Source organism: Mucilaginibacter sp. L3T2-6 (assembly GCF_030519355.1).
In the GTDB taxonomy this organism is placed as follows: domain Bacteria; phylum Bacteroidota; class Bacteroidia; order Sphingobacteriales; family Sphingobacteriaceae; genus Mucilaginibacter.
In genome coordinates, this window is record NZ_JAUMKC010000002.1 from 149,991 (window position 1) to 170,667 (window position 20,677).

A 20,677-nucleotide genomic window follows, 5' to 3' on the forward strand; every position below is an offset into this window, starting at 1 on the left:
TTATTTCGTTCGGTTTCTGTCAGCCACCAATGCGACGGGCAATCCAATACATATGATCAGGATTCCCATTCCGATGAGTATTGGCGCTAAATGTTTAAATGGCGCGGGCCCGATCTTACTCAGCGGAACAACCACCAGGTTCATAAAAAACCATGTTACTATGCCATAGGCGCAGGCTATAATGTATTTATTGCGAAATATCCTGTAAAACAACGGATAAGCGAAATAAAACACCGTAGTAAATCCTGTCGCTATGAGGTAGTGGAATGTCAATCCCCATAAAACCATATCAGAACCCGACTGAAATGCAGCTTTGCCGAATACGCCGCTGGCAATATATTGAAAAATTACCGCCGGTGGCACTTTATGCGACCAGATGATGGCGGCAATGGCATCAAGCGTGCCGGCAACCAGGCCGGTTAAAAATATTTTCAGAAAAACAGGTTTGCGGCGAGGAGTAGTAGCTATCGACATTGTTACAAAACTGGCGTTAATCTAAGGCAATTTTATTTGCTAAAAACATGTTGAATTATTTATTTACGGCTTGTTTTTCCATATTAAAAGAAAAATAAACACGTTGTTTAAGGCTATATTCATTATATTATCAAAATAGTTTTTTTAATTTCTTTAAAACTATAAAGTGTAATTAATGGTTATTTAGTCTCTTGTTAACGGCACGGTTCCATTTTTTTGGATGTGAAGCGCCATTACAAAGAAGGAAACTATTTCTAATTAAACATATATTAAAACATGAAAAAATCAATTGTATTTGTTGCCGCTGTAGTAATAGGATTAATGTCAACCAATGTATTTGCCCAAACCACGCCGGCCACCCCTAAGCCGGCAACACCTCCCGCGCAACCAACAACCACTCCGGCACAACAGCCTGCTGCCACAACTGCGCCGGCAGCTGCTGATTCGGTTAAAAACGTTGAGGCTACCTTAGCTAACGTGGCCGATTTAACCAGCCTGGTTGGAGCTATAAAGGCCGCTAAAGTTGATTCAGCTTTAATGGGCCCTGGTCCTTTCACTGTATTTGCTCCTGACAACGCTGCATTTAGCGCCATCCCCAAAGAAAAACTGGACAGCCTGATGAAAGACCCCGTTAAGCTTGCTAAACTGGTAAATGCCCACGTAATTGCAGGTAAATACGACAAAGCCGGAATTATTAAGGCCTTAACTAATGCACAGAGAACTGCTGTTTTGAAAACCGTAGACGGACAAACGATAACCATATCTGTGGTTGATAAAAAATTGCAGTTAAAAGATGCTGACGGCAATACTGCTCAGGTAACTTCGTTTGATACACCCGCCACCAATGGCGTGATCCATGGCATCAACGGCGTTCTGATGTATAAGTAAGCTTATAAATAAATCTTTTAAAAATAAAGCCCGGTCTGGAAACAAGCCGGGCTTTGTTGATTAATAACGATATTGACGGCCGCGGAGCTGTATTTTGTTATAATACCGGGGCGTCACAATTTTTTTGGCCGGGTTACTTAACATGCGCGCCTGTTCCTAACCCAGGCGGATTGTTCTTTATTAATAGTTTCAGTCACATTTACCCTTTCTCCTCCCAAAAGCTTCTCCATTACGATGGCAGCAACCAGCGCCTCATTATTGGTTTGATTCGCCAGGGAGCCGGGCGAAAAATACTTCTTTACAAAATGGGTATCAAAATTGCCCGACGTGAAAGCCTCATGCTGCATTACAAATTTTCCAAACCCTAATGTGGTGGTTATGCCTGTGATACGATATTCATCTATCGCGCGTATCATTCGTTCAATAGCCTCCGTTCTGTCCTTGCCATAGGTTACCAGCTTGGCTATCATCGGATCGTAATAGATAGGAATTTCCATGCCCTGCTCAAAGCCGTCATCTACTCGTACCCCGGGGCCTTTTGGGGTAATGTAGGTTTGCAGTGTACCGATGTCAGGCAAAAAGTTGTTGTCCGGGTCTTCTGCATAAACGCGGAGTTCAATGGCATGGCCGCTGATTTTAAGATCTTCCTGTTTAAAACTTATAGCCTCGCCCCGGGCGATCTTTATTTGCTCCTTTACCAGGTCGACGCCGCTGATCAATTCCGTAACCGGGTGTTCTACCTGCAGGCGGGTGTTCATTTCCAGGAAGTAAAAGTTTAGTTTTTCATCCATGATGAACTCCACAGTTCCTGCGCCGGTATAGTTTACAGAACGCGCTACATCTACGGCGCATTTACCCATCTTTTCGCGTATTTCAGGCGTCAGTACCGACGATGGCGCTTCTTCTATTACTTTCTGATGGCGGCGCTGTACCGAGCAATCCCGCTCAAACAAATGAACGATGTTGCCATGTGTATCGCCTAAAACCTGAATCTCGATATGCCGCGGAGATGAAACATAACGCTCTATAAATACAGAGCCATCACCAAAGGCGGAGAGCGCTTCTGAAACAGCCAGTTGCATTTGTTCTTCAAAATCAGCTGCGCTTTCAACTATACGCATGCCCTTGCCGCCGCCGCCCGCAGCTGCCTTTATCAGGATGGGAAAACCGACTTCTACCGCACGTTGCTTTGCTTCGTTAACATCAGTTATGGCCTCCTCGGTGCCGGGTACCATCGGTATATCGTATTTTAAGGCTGCCGCTTTTGCCGAAAGTTTATTGCCCATAATTTCCATGGCTTCCGGCGACGGGCCTATTAATACCAGGCCCGCGTCCCTTACCTGTCGTGCGAAGGACGCATTCTCGCTCAGGAAACCGTAACCGGGATGTATGCCCTCTGCTCCGGTTTTGCGGCAGGCGTCAATAATTTTTTCGCTCACCAGGTATGATTGGCTGGATGGGGCTCCGCCTATATGCACAGCTTCATCAGCATAACGTACATGCAGGGCATTGCGATCGGCATCGGAATAGACAGCAACGGTTTTAATACCCATTTCGCGCGCGGAGCGCATTACCCTTAATGCAATTTCGCCCCGGTTAGCAACAAGAATTTTATTCATATTTCCAAATGTAGCATTTTGTTTAAAATAGAAGCAGTGCGCAACCGGCAGGCAAAGATATTACAGGAACGATTTTTCAGAAACGTCGCCGGGCCAGGCAGTCTGTCAAAAAAAATAAGATTAACGTAACCTTGCGGATGCTGTTGCCGTAAAAGCGTCAAACAACAGGAAATTCCCTTTAATATGAATATATTATTAATCTTCGTAACAATGCTTATGATACTCGGCGCAACTTTGTTCGTTGGAGTGTTGTTTTTTAGCTATCTGAAATACCTGAAGAAGACCCGTTATCCTAACTGGAAATTCCCTGATTACATCAGCGTGGGCTACGCCGAATACCTGTACAATAAATTCATCAGGAAGAACATTAAAAAGTTTACTGAAGAACGCCCGAAAGCGAAGGCCGAGACTAAGTAAGCTTAACTATATCGCCCTAATTATTCATATAATAAAACCTCCTCAAATCGGCCAGATTGACGGAGGTTTAAATATTCAACACATTTTCATATAAACAAAAACGCCCCTGGCAATTTGTCAAGGGCGTTTTCGCTGTTTATTTATGATCGCCTGCCGGTGGATTTCCTGGCGGCGGGTTTTGCTGCCTCTGACCACCCGGACCTTTCCTCTCCGGCATTTTAACTTCCGGATGCGAATCTCCCCTGTGGCATGTGTAACAGTTTACACCGCTGGTCATTACGAAGCCGGTCGAATCTTTTTTAGCGTCGAAATATTTCTGATTTATTTTGTTCATCATCTTGAACATTTCGCGGGCCATCTTTTTCTCGGGCTTGGCATCGCTCGGAAAATCCATTTTCTTTTCAGCCTCATTGCGCACGTGGCAAAAATCACAACGTACACCTAACGACGCCGACCAACCATGCATCACTTTGTCCAACTGCTCGTGTGTGATTTTTTTAGGCAGAACCTTGAGGTTTTTAAAGCCGGGTTCATCGGCTTTCATAGATGTAAGCGCAACAATGGTTACCACAGATGATAACCCAAGTGTTACCAGGATTTTTTTATTGATCATTGTTTTGTCATGATTAAGTCATCTAAGTTAAATCATTAATTTGAATGTTCAAACAAATAAACGCATTAGTTTAAAAATTACCACCTGGCAACGGATATTCCTGAATTAAGTCAGGTTGTTCAGCTACGGGCAGAAATGATCGTATTTTAATTAAAAACAAATCAGAATAAAAACAACGGCATTTAAACCAAGTATTGCATGCAGAATAAGGCCGGCAGCGTGTGCCCGGCTAAGGAACCTGACTTAATGTTAATTTTTGTTAAATAAATTTGGAAGTTTACGATGTAATCGTAGATTTACGAAATAATCGTAATGTTATGGAGAAATTATCGAAACAAGAGGAAGAGGCAATGCTTGCGGTATGGCAATTCGGCCCGGGCTTCATTAAAGACTTTTTAGAGCTGCTGGCGGAGCCCAAACCGCCTTATACTACGCTGGCTTCTACCATTAAAAACCTGGAGCGCAAGGGTTTTATTAAAAGCGAGAAAATGGGTAATTCCTTCCGTTATGCACCGTCAATACAGGAAGAAGAGTATAAGAAAAAATTTATGAGCGGGTTTGTAAGCGATTATTTTCAAAATTCCTACAAAAACCTGGTTACGTTTTTCGCTAATGAAAATAAGATCAGTGCCAAGGAGCTGAAAGAGATTCTTAACCTTATTGAGAACCCTAAATCAAAATAATCATGCCCGCCTTATTTGTTTTCCTGCTGAAAGTAAATGTAGCCCTTCTGCTGTTTTGCGCGGGGTATTACCTGGTGCTGCGACACCTTACATTTTATACCTTAAACCGTATTTACCTGGTAGCTGCGATATTATTTGCGACAGTATATCCCAAAATCAACCTGTCAGAATTTTTGCAGCATCACGACCAGATAGCAAAACCGGTACAGGTAATAGCATTTAACTGGCAAGCGCCTGCAAATGCACTTGCCGAAACCAAACACGACTATTGGTTTTGGGCAGGGATAGTGCTGTGGACGGGTGCGGCATTGCTTGGCATCAGGCTTTTAATACAGTTTTATTCCTTGTTTAAACTATACCGCAGATCAACAGCAGGCAAAATACATAACCATGATGTAAGGATTATTGATGGTAACGCAGGACCGTTTTCCTTTTGGAAAAGCATTTTCATCAACCCGGCAAACCACGATGCATCTGATTTGCCCGCTATCCTGCAGCATGAGCAGATACACGTCAGCGAGCTGCATACGCTTGATGTGTTACTGGCAGAACTGAGCACAGTTTTCTACTGGTTTAACCCGGGGGTGTGGCTGATGAAAAAAGCCGTGCGCGAAAACATTGAATTTATAACCGACCGAAAAATCTTGAAAAACGGTACCGATAGCAAGCAGTACCAGTACAGTTTGGTAAACGTGAGCTTCGCTGCCGCTCCCCAGGGGATAGTAAATCATTTTAATATATCAACCATTAAAAAAAGAATTATCATGATGAATGCAAAACGATCTTCAAAATACAACCTCACCCGGTACGCATTTCTGGTGCCGGCCGTGGTTGCCCTGCTGCTGGTTTTCAGTATATCAAAAGCAGCTTTAGTTAAGAAAACAGTTCCCGCTGTCAAAACTTTCTCAACTGCCGGCAGCAAAGCAGCAGAGAAGGGTATGGTATCGGTAACAGCGACGGTAAACAAAACGAGCGCGCCTGTAATAGAAATACTTAAGGCCACGTTTGTTCCCTCAAAAATTAACACGGCTGCTAAAGATACCATCAGAAAGGGCGGCTTCTTTTTAAGCACGTCCGGTAAGTCAGACTCATTAAATTATGTGATTAATGGTGTAAAATCTACGAAAGCAGATTTGATGAAGCTTGATGCCAAAAATATTGAAAGCGTACATGTAATGACGGGCGACCAGGCATCAAGGGTGATTGACAACCTTAACAAGGGCCAGGGCGCCATATTTATATATACCAGGGATTCGGAATCAGGCAAAAGATTTAAAGAGAAAGCTGATAAATTATTGGGTAATCAATACACGGTTTCAGGAACAACCCGCAGCACGGACGGCGATAGCAATCAGGTTACCCTAAACGGAGTGAAAGTAGCAGCGGCCGCCGGAACAACTACAGGTATGAACAGCGACGGCGTAATAGTGCTTGGAACCCAGTCAAAACCTGCAAAAGTTCAAACATATAACTTGTCAGCTTCAGGCGGTTCACAAGCGATAGTAGTGCAGGGCAAGCCGGCTAAAACATTACAGTTAAATGGCTCACAAATTTATGTAAGGTCCAGGAACGATACCTCACATAAAGGACAGACTATTACGTTATTCAGTGATACCACAGTTCTTCATAAGCTAAATGGCACCGTAATGGCTTATACTGTAAAACCCGATTTAAGGTTTAATACAAACTCGTGGTACTCAACCCAAAATGACCGGTTTAGCCTTGACCATATTTCCGACAAACTGATCATTATTAACGGTAATATCGCCTCAGAAAAAGACTTGAAAAAAGTTTCCGCTTTCGATATTGACAAAGTTGTAGTTAAAACCGATGAAGAAACCAAAGAGCTTTATGGCGATAAGGCAAAGAAAGGCGTTGTTTTTATAGTTACCAAAAAGAAGAAATAGTTGATTAGGCTGAATGCATTTTGTTGAAGGTTGCAAGGTTAGAAAGCAGAAATGCTGTAATTGGAATATTTACCGCCATTCAACTTGATCAACCAATCATAGGGTCAGTAATAATCATTTAACGTGGGTTCGATATAAGTAAAATAAGCATATAACTGCGGTTCAATTCATAAACATTTATGCAGTTCAAGTCCTCTCCTTTGGAGAGGATTTAGGTGAGGCTAATACAAAGCTTAAAGATTTCTGCCCTTATATCAAACTCACGTTATTCTATATTTTTAACGCAATCAACATAATCAACCCTTAACTGGCTTCGGCCAGTTTTTCGTTTTCAAGGATATTGAGCAATGCTTTTTCGGCGACGTTTAGTTCTGCTGCGTTAACATCCTTTTCCTGGTCGATATCTTTAATGTATTTGAAGATGGCGCCTTCCTCGTAACTTTTTATCACGGTAGGATGGACGTAATATTTTTTGCAAACGGTACGGGTATTGCCCAGGTTCAAGGCCACCTCGTCTAAAACGCTTACTATTTTTCTGCGGCACTCGGTAACAGTCTCAAACTCGCCGGCCTGTTTAAATGCATACAGAGCGCTCACGCTGCCGGCCCAGGTGCGGAAATCCTTCGCCGTAAAGTCTTCCCCCGTTATCTCTTTCAGGTAAGTGTTAACATCTCCGGATCCTACAGTACACCGGCTCCCATCAGCATTATAATATTGAAACAGTTCTTTGCCCGGTATCTCACGGCACTGCTTTACCAGTCTCGCCAGTTTCCGGCTCTGCAAGGCCACTTTATGATAAACGCCTTTTTTACCCTTGAACTCAAAATTGATGGTCGAGCCTTCGATTTTAACATGGCGGTTCATCAGTGTGGTCAGGCCAAACGAGCCGTAAAGTTTTTTATACGATTCGTTGCCAACCCTGATGCTGGTTAATTCCATCAGGCGAACCACTAACGCCACAATTTTATCATGATCGAAGTTGTGGCGGGCTAAGTCCTTATCCACCTGCCGCCTGATCGCGGGCAAGTGAGCGGCAAACATTTGCATTCGATGATACTTCGACTGGTTCCGGATTTTATTCCATTCGGGATGATAGCGGTATTGTTTACGCCCGGCGGCATCGGTACCCGTAAACTGCAGGTGCCCGTTCTCATAGGGCGAAATCCAAACGTTGGTATAAGCCGGAGGAATAACCAGCCTGTTAAAACGGCTGATTAAATCTTTATCTTTCACTAAGGCTCCATCTTTATCATAATAGCTCCAGCCCTTGCCCGATTTTTTCCGGGTATATCCCGGTGTCGAATCAGCGGCATAACGGAGGCCTACTGCTTTTGCCGTAATTTTTGGGTCACGGCCTATTTTTTCAAGTTTGGTGAGCAATCGGTTCATTGTCTGAATAACAAGCCCTGTGCATTTAAGTTTTTTGTTTGACGATTTCATCAACTGGAAGATAGGCGATTATATCTGCGATTTATTTTTTACTGTGCATTGACCATTCTTCATGATTAATCCCCCAACTTTACTTTTCACAAACATCAAAACTTATGAAATACAATTTTTTAGGGAACACCGGCCTGGTGGTATCTGAATTATGCTTCGGTACCATGACTTTTTCAGGGAAAGGCGGATTCTGGGGAGCAATCGGTACACAACAGCAGGACGAAGTAAATGCCCTGATGAAGGTTGTGGTTGATTCAGGAATTAACTTCATCGATACAGCGAACGTTTACTCCTACGGGGAATCAGAAAAGCTCCTCGGACAATCAATAATCGACCTGGGCTTAAATCGTAACGACCTGGTAATTGCTACCAAGGTGCGCGGTAGAATGAGCGAAGGCATTAATAACGTTGGTTTGTCGCGTTACCATATTTTTCATTCGGTAGACGAAAGCCTGAAGCGCCTGCAGATGGATCATATCGATGTTTTATATGTTCACGGCGTAGACCCGCACACACCTGTCGAAGAAATAATGCGTTCGTTGAACGACATCGTCCTGACCGGAAAGGTGCGTTACATAGCAGTGTGTAATTGGCCTGCGTGGCTGGTAATGAAAGCCCTTGGAATTGCCGAAAAGCATGGCTGGAATAAGTTTGTTGGTCTGCAATATTATTTTTCGCTGGCTGGCCGCGATATCGAGCGTGAAATTTTACCGCTGGCAGCTGATCAGAACCTGGCTGTTATGCCGTGGAGCCCGCTGGCAGGAGGGTTTTTAGGCGGAAAGTATAACCGCGATTCTGAAAAAGCCGAAGGCAGCCGCCGCAGTGCGTTCGACTTCCCTCCGGTAAACAAGGAAAGAACTTACGATATTATTGATGTGATTGCCGAAGTAGGCAAGCAGCATAAGGTGTCGGTGGCCGAGGTAGCATTGGCCTGGGTGCGCCAGCAAAAAGGGATAACCAGCACCATTATCGGCGCCAAAAATGTTGACCAACTGAATGCGAATGTGAAGTCAGTCGACCTGCAATTAACCGCTGAAGATCTGGAAAAAATTGACAAGGTAAGCGCCCTGCCAAAAGAATACCCGGGATGGATGGTTGAAAGACAATCTGCAGACAGAGCGTTAAAATAGTTGGGAGTCTTAAGTCTATAGTCGTAAGTCGGGAGATAAAATCTTTTGACTTACGACTATAGACTCAGGGCTTTAAGAAAAGCTTTTAAGAACCCCGGAAACATACTCCACCTGCTCCGGATGAACATCTAAATGCAGCACAAAGCGGATCCGGTGTGTATCCGTCGCATTAGCCTTTATACCTTTTTCAGCCAGTTTTTGCAGAAATGCGTTTGCAGGTTCCACCGTGTCAAATAAAATTAAGTTGGTTTCAGGCGTAAGCACCGAAGACACTTGACGGCATTTCGAAAGTTCACCTGCTAATATCTGCGCATGTGCATGGTCAATTTTCAGTCGTTCCACATGGTGGTCAAGCGCATAGCTGCCTGCCGCGGCCAGGAAACCTGCCTGCCGCATCCCTCCGCCAAGCACCTTGCGAACACGGCGGGCATATTTGATAGTGTCATGATCGGAAAGAAATACAGAGCCGACCGGCGCGCCCAGTCCTTTGGACAGGCAAACAGAAATACCGTCGAAATACTTGCCGTAGTCTATTGCCTTATCGCCGGTATGGATAAGGGCGTTAAATATACGGGCGCCGTCCAGATGAAGCTTTAGGCCTTTACGCCGGCATAACGCAGCAACAGGCTTTATCTGTTCGAGCGAATAACAGCTTCCGCCGCCTTTGTTTACCGTATTTTCTAAAACTACCAGGCTGGTACGCGGGTAATGCACATTTTCTGCATTAATCTCAGGCTCGATCATTTCCGGGGTGATGATTCCCCGGTAGCCGTTCAGTAGGCGCGTTGAAACCGCTGAGTTAAAGGCAATTCCCCCGCCTTCGTAACGGTAAATATGAGCGGTTTGGTCGGCAATCAATTCGTCAAGCGGCTGGGTAAAACATTTAATAGCTATCTGGTTCGTCATCGTACCCGACGGACAGAAAATACCGGCTTCCATGCCGAACATCGCTGCCGCTTTTTGTTCCAGCTCGTTTACTGATTCATCCTCTCCGAAAACGTCATCGCCAATTTTAGCGTTAAACATGGCTTCCAGCATGCCTGCTGTAGGTTTAGTAACGGTATCGCTTCTCAGGTCAACAATCATCATATTAAATAGAGTAAAATTGCGTTATTTGTATATCAAGTTATGCGCTCAATTTTAATCATTTTATTTTTTATGCTGACGTTTGTATCAGCAAAATCGCAATCGGGCAAATGGTACCCGGGCCATTTTACAGATGTTAAGGGTAATACCGAATCAGGTATGCTACGCGTAAATCCTTCCGCAAAAGGCCCTGTTAAGGATGAAGGGTTTATCGAATTCAAAGAAAACAATAAATCAAACTCTTTTAAACTTAGTGCAAGCGAGATACGGTCGTTTGTAATCGGCCGGGACAGCTTTGTGGTTGCCCACCCGCCATTTAACGAGCAATGGGCAAAAAATGAGTTCGATTTTGTAAAGGTCGCAGTCGACGAATATGTTAAAGTTTATATGGCAGGTGTTGGCAAAGGCGGCGGCAAACGGGGCGGTCCCGGTTTTGGAATTTCACCCGGTTTGGGTATTGGTACAGGCGGTTACGGCAGTGGCGTTGGCGTGGGTGTCGGGGGGACTATTCCTATTTTCGGAGGCGGCGGAGGCGGCAGCGAAGCCGATCAAAAAGTAGCTTATTATTACGGCAGTAATACTGCCGATATGAAGCGGCTTACCAACGAAAACTTTGAAGATGTAATGAGCGATATTATGGGCGATGAGCCCGAGGTGGTTGATAAGATCCATGCAAAAGTGTACATGCTCGCCAATATCGACAGGCTTATTTCTTACTTTAACCAGGTTAAAGCCGGTAAAAAGCCAAAACCAGAAAAGTAATAGTGCGTTCCTTTCGGAACATGCCGCCGACGGCAGCTTCATAACGGGCAATGCCATGACGGATTGACGCCCATTTCAGACTTTTAGTTTGAGATTTTTTTTCCTGAAGCGGTTACATCCATCGATGCAGGCACAGAACTGTGTCTGCTAATTCACTTTTGTCAGAATAAATTTCCCTGAATCAACAGGTGCCGCAGCATTTTTCCATTTGCCGCGCAATTCGCCGGTGTTTTTATCTACCACGGCAATAGTCGTTTCCCTTATGCCAATATTTGATGTTATACCATACACACAGGTAAAATCACATTTCAGGGTATCGTTATTTAACGTCCACGTGCCGGGTGCAAGGTGCTGTTGTCCGGCGCCTTTCGAGTCAGTTACCATGGTGCCGTCGGGTTTTATGATGAGGCTGAAATACTGTTCGCCCCAGCCGGGTTGATCGTCAACAGTATATGACCCTACCCACAGGCCTTTAATGGTTGGCAATGTTTTGGTATCGGCCAGCGCGCCTTTCTTACAGCTTATCTGAAATAATATGATTGCAAAGGAGAATACAATCAGTACAATGGCACTCATCAGGAGTTTTTTCATAATGGTTATTTTTAGGGGTGATTAATAACTAACTATACTTCAATTAGTTGAGTTAAATATTATAAAAATATCGGGAATATCAAATAATAAATAATGTTTAAACAAAAGCAATAGGATCGCTCGTTAATCCTTTTTCATTAAATGCTTTGCGCTATTACAAAGCCGCTGGCCCATGCCCATTGAAAGTTGTATCCGCCCAGCCAGCCGGTAACATCAACACATTCGCCGCCAAAATACAGGCCGGGAACCTTTTTTACTTCAAGCGTTTTTGACGAGAGTTCGTCTGTAGATACACCGCCGCGCATTACCTCGGCTTTGTCATATCCCTTGTCTCCTGCGGGTTTGACTTTAAAATGGTGGATAAGCTGTGAGAGGTTCTCTATATCAGCTTTGCTAAGCGATGCGAGGTTTTTATCTGCGGGCAGGCGATCGCCCAAGGCTTCGGCAAATTTGCGGGTAAATAACCCGGCGAGGTAGGCCAGCAGCATTTTTTTGCCATTAGCTTCTCGCTCGTTTGCTATCAGATCCGCTATGTTCTGATTAGGCAACAGGTCGATATTGATAAATTCTCCCGGCCGCCAATAGGTGGAAATCTGTAAAATAGCCGGCCCGCTCAATCCCCAATGGGTGAAGAGTATATTTTCTTCAAAGCTTATCCGGTCGTTCCAAACGCGGCAAAAAATGCTGTTTCCGGATAGCAGCTCATACCAGGGCTGGTCTTTCCCGGTAATGGTCAAAGGAACCAGCGCAGGTGCTGTCTCCGTTATTTTAAGGCCGAATTTGCGGGCGGTTCTCAATCCAAAATCGCTGGCCCCCATTTTCGGTATAGGCAAACCGCCGGAGGCTATCACCACTTTACCGGAAAGCAGTGTTTCCCGTCTGCCGTTGTTCTCGATTGTAACAGCAAACTTATCATCGGATCTTTCGATATTTTCTACCGGGGCGTTGCACCATATCTCCTGCCCCAGGTCGTTACACAAAGACGTAAACACCTTTACAATATCCCTGGCATTATCAGTCACCGGAAAAAGCTGACCAAGGGTTTTCTCTTTACCGGTTATACCATATGTTTCAAAAAAGCCGATGGTATCCTCTACTGTCCATTGAGATAAGGTAGATTTACAGAAATGCTCGTTACCCGAAATAAACTGCTGTGCAGAGGCGTAGAGATTGGTGTAATTACAGCGTCCGCCGCCGCTTATTAAAATTTTTGCGCCAACTTTATCATTCTTTTCCAGGATAAGTGTACGCTTGCCTAAAAAGCCGGCTTGCACAGCGCACATTAGTCCGCAGGCGCCTCCGCCAATAATTATAGCGTCAAAATCTGTTTGTTTTGTTAAATTTGCTGTCATGGGCGAAGTGTCGCAAATATCAGAATTTGGCAAGATACTTATCTTTCTGATCACAGGAATAATAATGGTATGCTTTGCTTTTTTTATCAACCGCACGCTTGCGCCGCATAAGCCCAATCCCGAAAAGCTTACATCGTATGAGTGCGGAGAGGAGGTTACCGGTAACGCCTGGCTGCCTTTCAATTCGCGGTTTTATGTGATTGCGATCATCTTTCTGCTGTTTGATGTGGAGATGGTATTTATATTCCCCTGGGCCATCGTTTTCGGCAGTCACGAAATAGGCAATTTTGAACCTCGCTGGGGAGTGCTCACACTGATAGAGATGTTTGTATTTTTGGGGATACTGGTGCTTGGGTTGGCTTATGTTTGGATAAAAGGCGATCTGAATTGGATAAAACCAAAGCCGGTAATGCCGGTAACCAATACTTCGGTACCAAAATCGCTGTACGATAAACTTAACGAAGAACAGAATAGCTACAAAGTAAAAACCTTTAACGCAGAACCTGAAGCTACACCGGCGCCTTCAACAGCTACAGGTAATACACCCCCAGCCGTGGCAAAAAAACCTATGTTTAAACCAACGTTTAAAAGACCGGACAATGAGCAGTAATTCAACAAATGAAGACGGAGGTGTAATTGTCACCAAAATGAACGACCTGCTCAATTGGGCACGCTTATCGTCCTTATGGCCCTTAAGCTTTGGAATTGCCTGCTGCGCGATAGAGTTCATGGGCGCTTTTGCATCAACCTACGACCTCGACCGGTACGGCGTTTTTCCGCGTCCGTCGGCGCGTCAGGCCGACGTTATCATTATAGCGGGTACCGTTACCTTCAAAATGGCAGAGCGCATTAAACGCTTGTATGAGCAAATGCCCGAACCTAAATATGTAATCTCTATGGGTTCATGCTCTAATTGCGGTGGTCCCTACTGGCAGCATGGCTACCACGTGGTAAAAGGTGTTGACAGGGTGATTCCGGTTGATGTTTATGTACAGGGCTGTCCCCCAAGGCCGGAAGCGCTGATCGGTGCGATACTGGAATTGCAGAAGAAGATTGAAGGAGAGACGTTGGTTGGCGTGTAGAAGGCCAAATGGCTTTTTCTTTTGTCATGACAAAAAACATTTAAGTCTGAACAGTTAGTTTTAAGTAAACACGGTCAACTAACCACATCGATCATATCATGAAAATCATCCTTTTCAGGGGGCGCCCTGCATCTGGCAAAACAACCATCTCAAAAGCATTGAGCTTACAGCTGGGTCTTCCCGTTATTCATAAGGACGATATTTATGATAGCCTTGTTCCATTCATAGCAGACCATGCAGCCCGTAATAAAGCAGCGCATGATATTTTGTATGCCATGCTGGAAAGTAATGCCCACGCTGATAGTACTATCATTCTTGACTTTCCTTTTCAAAATGCGGCCGATTTTTCGGTAATCGAGTCGTGGTGCGCACACCACCAGGCGACTTTAAAGTCGGTATTAGTAACCTGCACGAATGAAAGTTTGTGGCGCGAGCGATTAATATTACGGTCACAGCACCCTTTACCCAATCAGATGATCTATGATTTCGACGAATTAAAAAGGCGCTATGGCAGTATGCATGTCGAGCCTCATTCCTCAGAATTACTGGTAGATTCTGCGTTACCGCTGGATGGCAATATCCAGCATGTTATCGATTATATCTGAATACCTGTTATTGTCCGGTTGTAAGTTAAATTTATTGTCGTAAATTCCCTTGCGATAACCTGACTATAACAATGGAGACCGAATACCCGTCACTGAGCACCCGGCTGCAATCAATTTTTATCGACATGATTTTTTTGATTGCATTCATGATTGCCATTTCATCTTTATTAGATCATTTCCCAAGCGCGCCGGGCTGGATACGAGCTGTAGCTTTTATTGCAATTTTCGCTATTTATGAGCCGGCTTGTTTAGCTTTCGGCTGTACGGTAGGTAACTACATTAAAGGGATACGGGTTAAAAAGTTTACCGACACTGGTAGCAGGATTAATATTTTACAGGCTTTTATACGATATGTCGTAAAACTTAGTCTCGGTTGGATTTCGTTTCTTACCATTCATTCAAATCCTGAACGAAGAGCTATTCATGACATGGCTTCAGGAAGTGTGATGGTTTATTATAAATAGATTGAATAGAAGTTTCGAGCACGATTTTCGATATTAAAACAGGAATTTTTATAACGGAAATCAGGACGACAAAAGAAATGCAAATGAAAAGTAAAATCGTTTTGGTATTTATACTTGCTGTTATAGGCTTTCGCGTAGCAATAGCTCAACCCACCAACGCTAAACTTTCCATCTTCCCGGCCGGTACCATCCTTTACGGAAACATCCCTTATGCCAATGATACCCTAAAGAAACATTTGTTAGATATTTACCTGCCGCCGCTAAAAAAGTCAAAATATCCGCTTATCGTATGGGTACATGGCGGGGCCTGGATGCTGAATGATAAATATGCCGACATGGGCTATATGACGCAAACTTTAAAAGCCTTTGCAGACAGCGGTTATGCCGTCGCCTCGATAGACTATCGCTGGAGCACCACCGTGGCCTTCCCGGCACAGGTACAGGACTGTAACCAGGCTGTTCAATTTTTATTTGATAATGCCGCGAAATATAACCTTGACAGGGGCAGGATTGCGCTGATCGGTTTTTCAGCCGGAGGGCATTTGGCTTCGTTACTGTCATTATCAAATAACAACGGTATCAAATCATTTTATATTGACGGTAAAAAGACGCGGTTTAAAATAAGATTATGTCTCGACTTTTATGGCCCTTCGGATTTTAATATGCTGACCGGTGATGAAGCCGTTGATCCTAAGTCACCTGTAAGCCTTTTACTGGGCGCTGCAGTCACCGCGAGGCCTGACCTGGCCAAAACAGCGAGTCCGGCTACTTACATTGATAAAAACGACCCGCCATTTCTGATTGTTCAAGGCGAAAAGGACGAATCCGTGAATCCGGAACAGTCTAAATCCTTAAGTGAAAAATTAACAAAGGCGGGTGTGAAAAATGAATTGATAATCGTTCCCGGAGCCCCGCATTACGGGGTAATGTTTGATGCAGAAAATATCAGGAAGAGGATATTTACTTACCTGGATCGGTATTTGAAATAAAATACTACAGGTAGCTGCCATTTTCTAATCAGACTAAGTTCAGCAACTCATCAATTAGCGCCGCCTGCGCCGGGTTCAATTTTATTTTAGCATCATCAGGATTAAACCATGCCGCCCTGTCAATCTCAGGGAAGGATTGCATCCGGCCGGATTTTGGCGGCCATTCTATTTCAAACAAATTGCTGATTATGGTTTCATGATCGATGTCGCCTTCAACTGCCCACGCATGGACATATTTACCGCTTTTTAGCTTTACCGGCTTTAACTTAATAAAATCACCTTCAACGGCCTGGCCAGTCTCTTCCTCAAATTCGCGTTTGGCTGCGGCCAGGGGCTCTTCATCATTCGTGAAAACTCCCTTGGGGATCGACCAGGCCCCTGCATCTTTATTCTTATAAAATGGCCCGCCGGGATGCACGAGAAAGACCTGTAATTCTCCATGCGTTTTTCGGTACAATAATATGCCAGCGCTTTGATTTGACATTTGTAAGATTTATTGGCAAGTTAACAAACCTGATAACTTTAATGATTAAATTTGATAATAAAGTAGCATCACCAACATGGCAGACAATAAATGGTCCAGCTTTAAAATAGCCGGAGACTTTGATACAGATATCAGGAGCCTTTACGAAGCCTGGGCAACCACCGAAGGAGTAGAAAGATGGTTTTTGCGCAAAGCCAATTTTTATACAGTAGCAGGGCGAATAAGGGAGCCAGAGGAATTTATCCTCACTGAGGATACGTATGAATGGTATTGGCACGGTTGGGGTGACGATGCGATGGAGAAAGGCCAGATACTGGAAGCTAATGGTACCGACACTATCAAATTTACTTTTAGCGGCGGCAGTGTCGTTACCGTTTACATTCACAGCCGCAATGGAATTTCTGTTGTGGACCTTACCCAGGAAAACATCCCGGAAGAGCCCGATCTTTCAAAAAATTTATACGTTCAGTGTCAGTTAGGATGGACTTTTTATTTGGCCAACCTTAAATCGGTTATTGAAGGCGGCCTGGATTTACGCAACAAGCGGGTGGACTTACCAAGCATTTTTAAATAGGAGACCAGGCCTCATCCTGAAAGGAAAAAACAATGCTGCGAATAAACAATCTGCTGACACTAAAAAGGGAAGTAATATCTACATTTGCGCTAACCACGCTCCTCCTTTAGGGGGCTGGGGGTTATGTTTACAGGAATAATAGAAACTTTAGGAACAGTTACCAATCTGCAACGCGAGCAGGGCAATCTGCATATTACTGTTGAGTCGTCAATAGCTGCTGAATTGAAGATAGATCAGTCTGTGGCCCATAATGGGGTATGCTTAACGGTTATTGCTTTGGCCGACGGACATCACACCGTTACTGCTATTGAGGAAACATTGAATAAAACCAATCTCGGTAAACTGTCTGTTGGAGATCTGGTAAACCTGGAGCGCTGCATGCAAATGAACGCCCGGCTGGATGGCCATATTGTTCAGGGCCATGTTGACCAAACCGCTACATGCATTGCTTTTAAGGAGTTGGACGGCAGTTGGGAATACACTTTTGAATATGACGCTGAACCAGGTAATGTAACAGTTGAAAAGGGTTCGATCTGTGTAAACGGCATTAGTCTTACGGTAGTTAATTCTCACAATAACAGTTTTTCGGTAGCTATCATACCTTATACTTTCGAGCATACCAATTTACAGCATGTAAATGTTGGATCCGTTGTAAACCTCGAGTTTGATATTATCGGCAAATACGTTGCCCGGTTAATGCAGCGTTAATTATTGCTAAGTTGCTCGATTCGGCTTTTTGTGTAGGTAATATAAGCCTGTTGTTTGGCAGACGGTCTGGATGCCAGGTATTTCCTGTAGTAGGCAAGCGCCTTTTTCTTATCTTTTAATTTAGAATCATAAAGGCTGGCTAACAGATAGTAGAGCGTTGGCGATTCGCTGAATTGCAGCGCCTTTTGATAGGCCAATGCAGCCTTTTTGTGCTGCAGCAATTTTTCATGACTGTCTGCAATTTCGCCATAATAGGTAGCAATATTTGGTGAAATACCCTCAGATATCGATTTATCGAGCATTTCGATACATAACCGCTGGTCGTTTAATCCTTTATAACAAAGTGCTGCATAATAATAGGTATATTCATTTTGATTGCTGCCATCTATCAGGGCAAACGATTCCGCGCCGCAAGAGTAGTTTTTCAGGTTATAATATGAAATGCCAAGCTTGTTTAGTATTTCGCCGTTAACTATACCCAGGGCCATTAATTTATTGCAGTCCTCAACGGTTTCAGTCCATTTCTTTTGTGCATAATTCAATTTCATCAGGCTCAGCAGTAGTACAACATTTTCCGGGTCGTTTGCAGTGGCTGTGTTCAGCACTTTTAAAGCCTCATCAAACCGTTTTAACGAAGTATAGTAATCGCCCAATTCGCTGGCTACATCAGCATCTAAAGGATTTAAGCTGTTGGCCTTTGCAAAAAACTTAACGGCGTTTATGGTATCGTGCCGGCTTGCTGCAATGTTGCCAAGGTGGCTGTATACCGAAATATTGGTGGTATCGCGCGCAAGATACATCGTATAATACATTTCTGCTTTTGATGCATTGCCGCGCCTAATATTGATGCCAGCCATATTATATAGTACCGTTTGATTGGTGGTATCAAGCTGAAAAGCCCGTTGATAATATCCCTCAGCATCAGGCAGTTTATTAGCCAGCTGCGCCACATAACCCAACCTCGATAATATTTTAATATCCTGTACCGGCTCAGGGAAGGTTTTACGCAGGTATTCCAATGCATCGGTATAACGCTGGCTTTGAAAATAATCCATTAATTGAGCGTCGTCAATTTTACCTGATTGCTGGCCAATAGCAGTAAATGCTGTAAATAAGAAAAGAAGGGATACGCAAATGCTTTTCATGAAACTAATTTATTAGTTATTTATATTAAATCCAAATTTCAAACAAATAACATGTAATCGGAGTTGTATTAATGAAACAAAAACACATCACTATGGATAAGTTAAAGAAGTTTGGGCTGATGGAGAAGATCGTCCATGAGCTTGAAGATTTGAAGAACAGCCAGCAGGCTATCATACAAAAACTGACGAAAATTGAGGTTGACAATATTGAGCTTGGCGATAAGCGTCTTGAAAAAGACCTGCCTGACATGCACCAGCGCGTATCAGAAAACCTGGATACCATAGCTGCAATACTGGAAGATTTCGCAAATCAAACAGATCAATTTAACAGTCAGAACAACATAGCCGCCCTGCGCGAACAGGAAGCACTAAAATAGGCGAAGGCTTAAAAAGGATGAAGGCGAAAGGTTGATTGATCTTTCGCCTTTTTGTTTTTGTGCTGCCAGAATACTACGAACCTGCAGGCGCCGCCGGTACTAAAGAAGTATAGCATTAGCTTTTAGACAATGATAATTATCGATTGCAGTCAGGTGTAACGACCGGGGGAAATACATATCCTGCAATTATCTCTAACAGTAAAACCTTTCAGCTTTAACCTTTCGCCTTTCACCTCTCCCCGTTATTGATATTGTATATAAACGGGCGCCGGCTTTAACTGTAATACTTCTTTAGGGGTTAGCATGTGGTGTGGCGGATTTTTGATATCATTTTTATAAAAAAGCTTAAAACCGGTAAACTGTACCGGCTCATCGGCAATAAAGTATTTATAGCTGTCTTTTTTAAGCTGCGGGCCGCCCCAGCCGTCCATATCCATTACAAACTGAACCTCAGGATGCAATTTAATATTTTTATAGTTAGTCACCATGTGGCGGGTAAAGCGGTGCAGGATAAAAATTTTGGGCGGCAGGTTATATTTTTTCACCAGGCCTGCGAGGTATTTGGTGGCATAGTTAACATCTTCTGCATCAAACGTGCCGATGCGCTTGCCGGGTACGCTGCCATCCTTCATCGCAAACTCAGGGTCGATGCCAAGGTGGACATTCGGCATTTTCAGATATTTCTCCAGTAAGGGGATTTCGCGCTCAAGGCTGCTATGGCCTATTTGCATATCCAGAAATACCAGGGCGTTGATAGATGCCGCCATGTGCAACACGCTGTCAATCTGCTTAAAAGGCATGCGCAGGCTGTAAAATTTATTATTGCCCGGATAACCTTGTGCAGTAACGCAGATGTAATGCAATGCGGGAATTACCTGTATACCGGTATCCGCTTTTTGCCAGTTTTTAACTTCTTCCTGCAGTTTTTTCAGCATCACTTTTGGCGGATACTCACCTAAAACCCCCATGTTTTTTGAGTACATGTTACCGTAAAAGGCCACTATACGGTGGAAAGGCAAAATAGCGCCCGGCAGGGGATAGTCTTTTGTTTTTACAGGCCATTTTTTATTCCCGTTAGCAATTTTAAGCATCAGCGAATCGTACAAAGCCGTATCGATAGGCTTAAGCGTTGTGTCGCGAAAGTTAATTTTTGTGGCAGATACTTTGCTGAAGCATAGCAATAACGCCGCGGCCATCAGCAGGCAAAGGAATTTGTTGTTTTTCAAAGCAGATAGTTTTAGTTAGACGCGCAAATGTAAGTAATGCCAACGATTTTACCTTCAGCTT

Annotated in this window: 24 protein-coding genes; 14 read left to right on the top strand and 10 right to left on the bottom strand. The window is 43.9% G+C overall.

Features of this window, described 5'->3' with window-relative positions; all coding sequences use genetic code 11:
* Positions 1–474 carry a hypothetical protein gene (locus Q3W13_RS03030; RefSeq protein WP_302861224.1) on the bottom strand — a complete coding sequence of 158 codons (474 nt, stop codon included), beginning with the start codon at positions 472–474 and terminating at the stop codon, positions 1–3.
* Positions 475–750: 276 nt separating this feature from the next.
* Here Q3W13_RS03030 and Q3W13_RS03035 point away from each other — a divergent pair, with 276 nt between their 5' ends.
* Positions 751–1,362 (top strand): fasciclin domain-containing protein, encoded by a 612-nt coding sequence (locus Q3W13_RS03035; RefSeq protein ID WP_302861225.1) that lies wholly within the window; start codon positions 751–753, stop codon positions 1,360–1,362.
* Positions 1,363–1,499: 137 nt separating this feature from the next.
* Here Q3W13_RS03035 and accC read toward each other — a convergent pair whose 3' ends face one another.
* Positions 1,500–2,981, bottom strand: a complete 1,482-nt coding sequence (gene accC / locus Q3W13_RS03040) for an acetyl-CoA carboxylase biotin carboxylase subunit (RefSeq protein WP_302861226.1) — start codon at positions 2,979–2,981, stop codon at positions 1,500–1,502.
* A gap of 183 nt (positions 2,982–3,164) precedes the next feature.
* Between accC and Q3W13_RS03045 the strand changes: the two genes are divergently transcribed.
* On the top strand, positions 3,165–3,398 hold the full coding sequence (locus Q3W13_RS03045; protein WP_302861228.1) for a hypothetical protein: 234 nt from the start codon (positions 3,165–3,167) through the stop codon (positions 3,396–3,398).
* 136 nt (positions 3,399–3,534) lie between these two features.
* Here Q3W13_RS03045 and Q3W13_RS03050 read toward each other — a convergent pair whose 3' ends face one another.
* Entirely contained in the window at positions 3,535–4,011 is a 477-nt protein-coding gene (locus Q3W13_RS03050; protein WP_302861229.1) for a c-type cytochrome, read from the bottom strand.
* Positions 4,012–4,328: 317 nt separating this feature from the next.
* On the opposite strand from Q3W13_RS03050, the gene Q3W13_RS03055 reads away from it, so the two are divergent.
* Positions 4,329–4,694, top strand: coding sequence for a BlaI/MecI/CopY family transcriptional regulator (locus Q3W13_RS03055; protein WP_302861230.1), 366 nt, complete (start codon positions 4,329–4,331; stop codon positions 4,692–4,694).
* 2 nt (positions 4,695–4,696) lie between these two features.
* Positions 4,697–6,601, top strand: coding sequence for a M56 family metallopeptidase (locus tag Q3W13_RS03060; RefSeq protein WP_302861231.1), 1,905 nt, complete (start codon positions 4,697–4,699; stop codon positions 6,599–6,601).
* A 303-nt stretch (positions 6,602–6,904) separates the two neighbouring features.
* Here Q3W13_RS03060 and Q3W13_RS03065 read toward each other — a convergent pair whose 3' ends face one another.
* The gene (locus Q3W13_RS03065) at positions 6,905–7,990 is read right to left on the bottom strand and encodes a DNA topoisomerase IB (protein ID WP_302861233.1); all 1,086 of its coding nucleotides are present in this window, start codon (positions 7,988–7,990) and stop codon (positions 6,905–6,907) included.
* Positions 7,991–8,145: 155 nt separating this feature from the next.
* Here Q3W13_RS03065 and Q3W13_RS03070 point away from each other — a divergent pair, with 155 nt between their 5' ends.
* Positions 8,146–9,171, top strand: a complete 1,026-nt coding sequence (locus Q3W13_RS03070; protein ID WP_302861234.1) for an aldo/keto reductase — start codon at positions 8,146–8,148, stop codon at positions 9,169–9,171.
* 72 nt (positions 9,172–9,243) lie between these two features.
* Here the strand turns inward: Q3W13_RS03070 and Q3W13_RS03075 are convergent, their stop codons facing one another.
* A complete protein-coding gene (locus Q3W13_RS03075) occupies positions 9,244–10,260 on the bottom strand; it encodes a GntG family PLP-dependent aldolase (RefSeq protein ID WP_317567067.1) in 1,017 nt (338 codons plus the stop codon).
* 69 nt (positions 10,261–10,329) lie between these two features.
* Between Q3W13_RS03075 and Q3W13_RS03080 the strand changes: the two genes are divergently transcribed.
* Positions 10,330–11,019, top strand: a complete 690-nt coding sequence (locus Q3W13_RS03080) for a hypothetical protein (protein ID WP_302861236.1) — start codon at positions 10,330–10,332, stop codon at positions 11,017–11,019.
* 147 nt (positions 11,020–11,166) lie between these two features.
* On the opposite strand, the gene Q3W13_RS03085 is transcribed toward Q3W13_RS03080, so the two are convergent.
* Both Q3W13_RS03085 and Q3W13_RS03090 read right to left on the bottom strand, forming a co-directional pair.
* Positions 11,167–11,610 (bottom strand): hypothetical protein, encoded by a 444-nt coding sequence (locus Q3W13_RS03085; RefSeq protein WP_302861238.1) that lies wholly within the window; start codon positions 11,608–11,610, stop codon positions 11,167–11,169.
* A gap of 137 nt (positions 11,611–11,747) precedes the next feature.
* A complete protein-coding gene (locus Q3W13_RS03090) occupies positions 11,748–12,962 on the bottom strand; it encodes an NAD(P)/FAD-dependent oxidoreductase (RefSeq protein WP_302861240.1) in 1,215 nt (404 codons plus the stop codon).
* Between Q3W13_RS03090 and Q3W13_RS03095 the strand changes: the two genes are divergently transcribed.
* From Q3W13_RS03095 to Q3W13_RS03115, 5 genes are all read left to right on the top strand, one after another.
* The gene (locus Q3W13_RS03095; protein WP_302861241.1) at positions 12,961–13,572 is read left to right on the top strand and encodes an NADH-quinone oxidoreductase subunit A; all 612 of its coding nucleotides are present in this window, start codon (positions 12,961–12,963) and stop codon (positions 13,570–13,572) included. The genes Q3W13_RS03090 and Q3W13_RS03095 overlap by 2 nt on opposite strands.
* Positions 13,562–14,044 (top strand): NADH-quinone oxidoreductase subunit B, encoded by a 483-nt coding sequence (locus tag Q3W13_RS03100; protein ID WP_302861242.1) that lies wholly within the window; start codon positions 13,562–13,564, stop codon positions 14,042–14,044. The genes Q3W13_RS03095 and Q3W13_RS03100 overlap by 11 nt, the downstream gene beginning before the upstream one ends.
* Positions 14,045–14,142: 98 nt before the next feature.
* On the top strand, positions 14,143–14,649 hold the full coding sequence (locus tag Q3W13_RS03105) for an AAA family ATPase (protein ID WP_302861243.1): 507 nt from the start codon (positions 14,143–14,145) through the stop codon (positions 14,647–14,649).
* 71 nt (positions 14,650–14,720) lie between these two features.
* Entirely contained in the window at positions 14,721–15,113 is a 393-nt protein-coding gene (locus Q3W13_RS03110) for an RDD family protein (RefSeq protein ID WP_302861244.1), read from the top strand.
* A gap of 83 nt (positions 15,114–15,196) precedes the next feature.
* Positions 15,197–16,102, top strand: coding sequence for an alpha/beta hydrolase (locus tag Q3W13_RS03115; RefSeq protein ID WP_302861245.1), 906 nt, complete (start codon positions 15,197–15,199; stop codon positions 16,100–16,102).
* Positions 16,103–16,130: 28 nt separating this feature from the next.
* Here the strand turns inward: Q3W13_RS03115 and Q3W13_RS03120 are convergent, their stop codons facing one another.
* Positions 16,131–16,586, bottom strand: a complete 456-nt coding sequence (locus Q3W13_RS03120; protein WP_302861246.1) for an NUDIX domain-containing protein — start codon at positions 16,584–16,586, stop codon at positions 16,131–16,133.
* Between the two features lie 76 nt (positions 16,587–16,662).
* On the opposite strand from Q3W13_RS03120, the gene Q3W13_RS03125 reads away from it, so the two are divergent.
* The gene (locus Q3W13_RS03125) at positions 16,663–17,160 is read left to right on the top strand and encodes an SRPBCC domain-containing protein (protein ID WP_302861248.1); all 498 of its coding nucleotides are present in this window, start codon (positions 16,663–16,665) and stop codon (positions 17,158–17,160) included.
* 123 nt (positions 17,161–17,283) lie between these two features.
* Positions 17,284–17,868 (top strand): riboflavin synthase, encoded by a 585-nt coding sequence (locus tag Q3W13_RS03130; protein WP_302861251.1) that lies wholly within the window; start codon positions 17,284–17,286, stop codon positions 17,866–17,868.
* Here the strand turns inward: Q3W13_RS03130 and Q3W13_RS03135 are convergent.
* Positions 17,865–19,013 (bottom strand): tetratricopeptide repeat protein, encoded by a 1,149-nt coding sequence (locus Q3W13_RS03135; protein ID WP_302861253.1) that lies wholly within the window; start codon positions 19,011–19,013, stop codon positions 17,865–17,867. The genes Q3W13_RS03130 and Q3W13_RS03135 overlap by 4 nt on opposite strands.
* 92 nt (positions 19,014–19,105) lie before the next feature.
* Here Q3W13_RS03135 and Q3W13_RS03140 point away from each other — a divergent pair, with 92 nt between their 5' ends.
* Positions 19,106–19,390 carry a hypothetical protein gene (locus Q3W13_RS03140; protein WP_302861649.1) on the top strand — a complete coding sequence of 95 codons (285 nt, stop codon included), beginning with the start codon at positions 19,106–19,108 and terminating at the stop codon, positions 19,388–19,390.
* Positions 19,391–19,632: 242 nt separating this feature from the next.
* Here Q3W13_RS03140 and Q3W13_RS03145 read toward each other — a convergent pair whose 3' ends face one another.
* On the bottom strand, positions 19,633–20,616 hold the full coding sequence (locus Q3W13_RS03145; protein WP_302861255.1) for a hypothetical protein: 984 nt from the start codon (positions 20,614–20,616) through the stop codon (positions 19,633–19,635).
* Between the last annotated feature and the right edge of the window lie 61 nt (positions 20,617–20,677).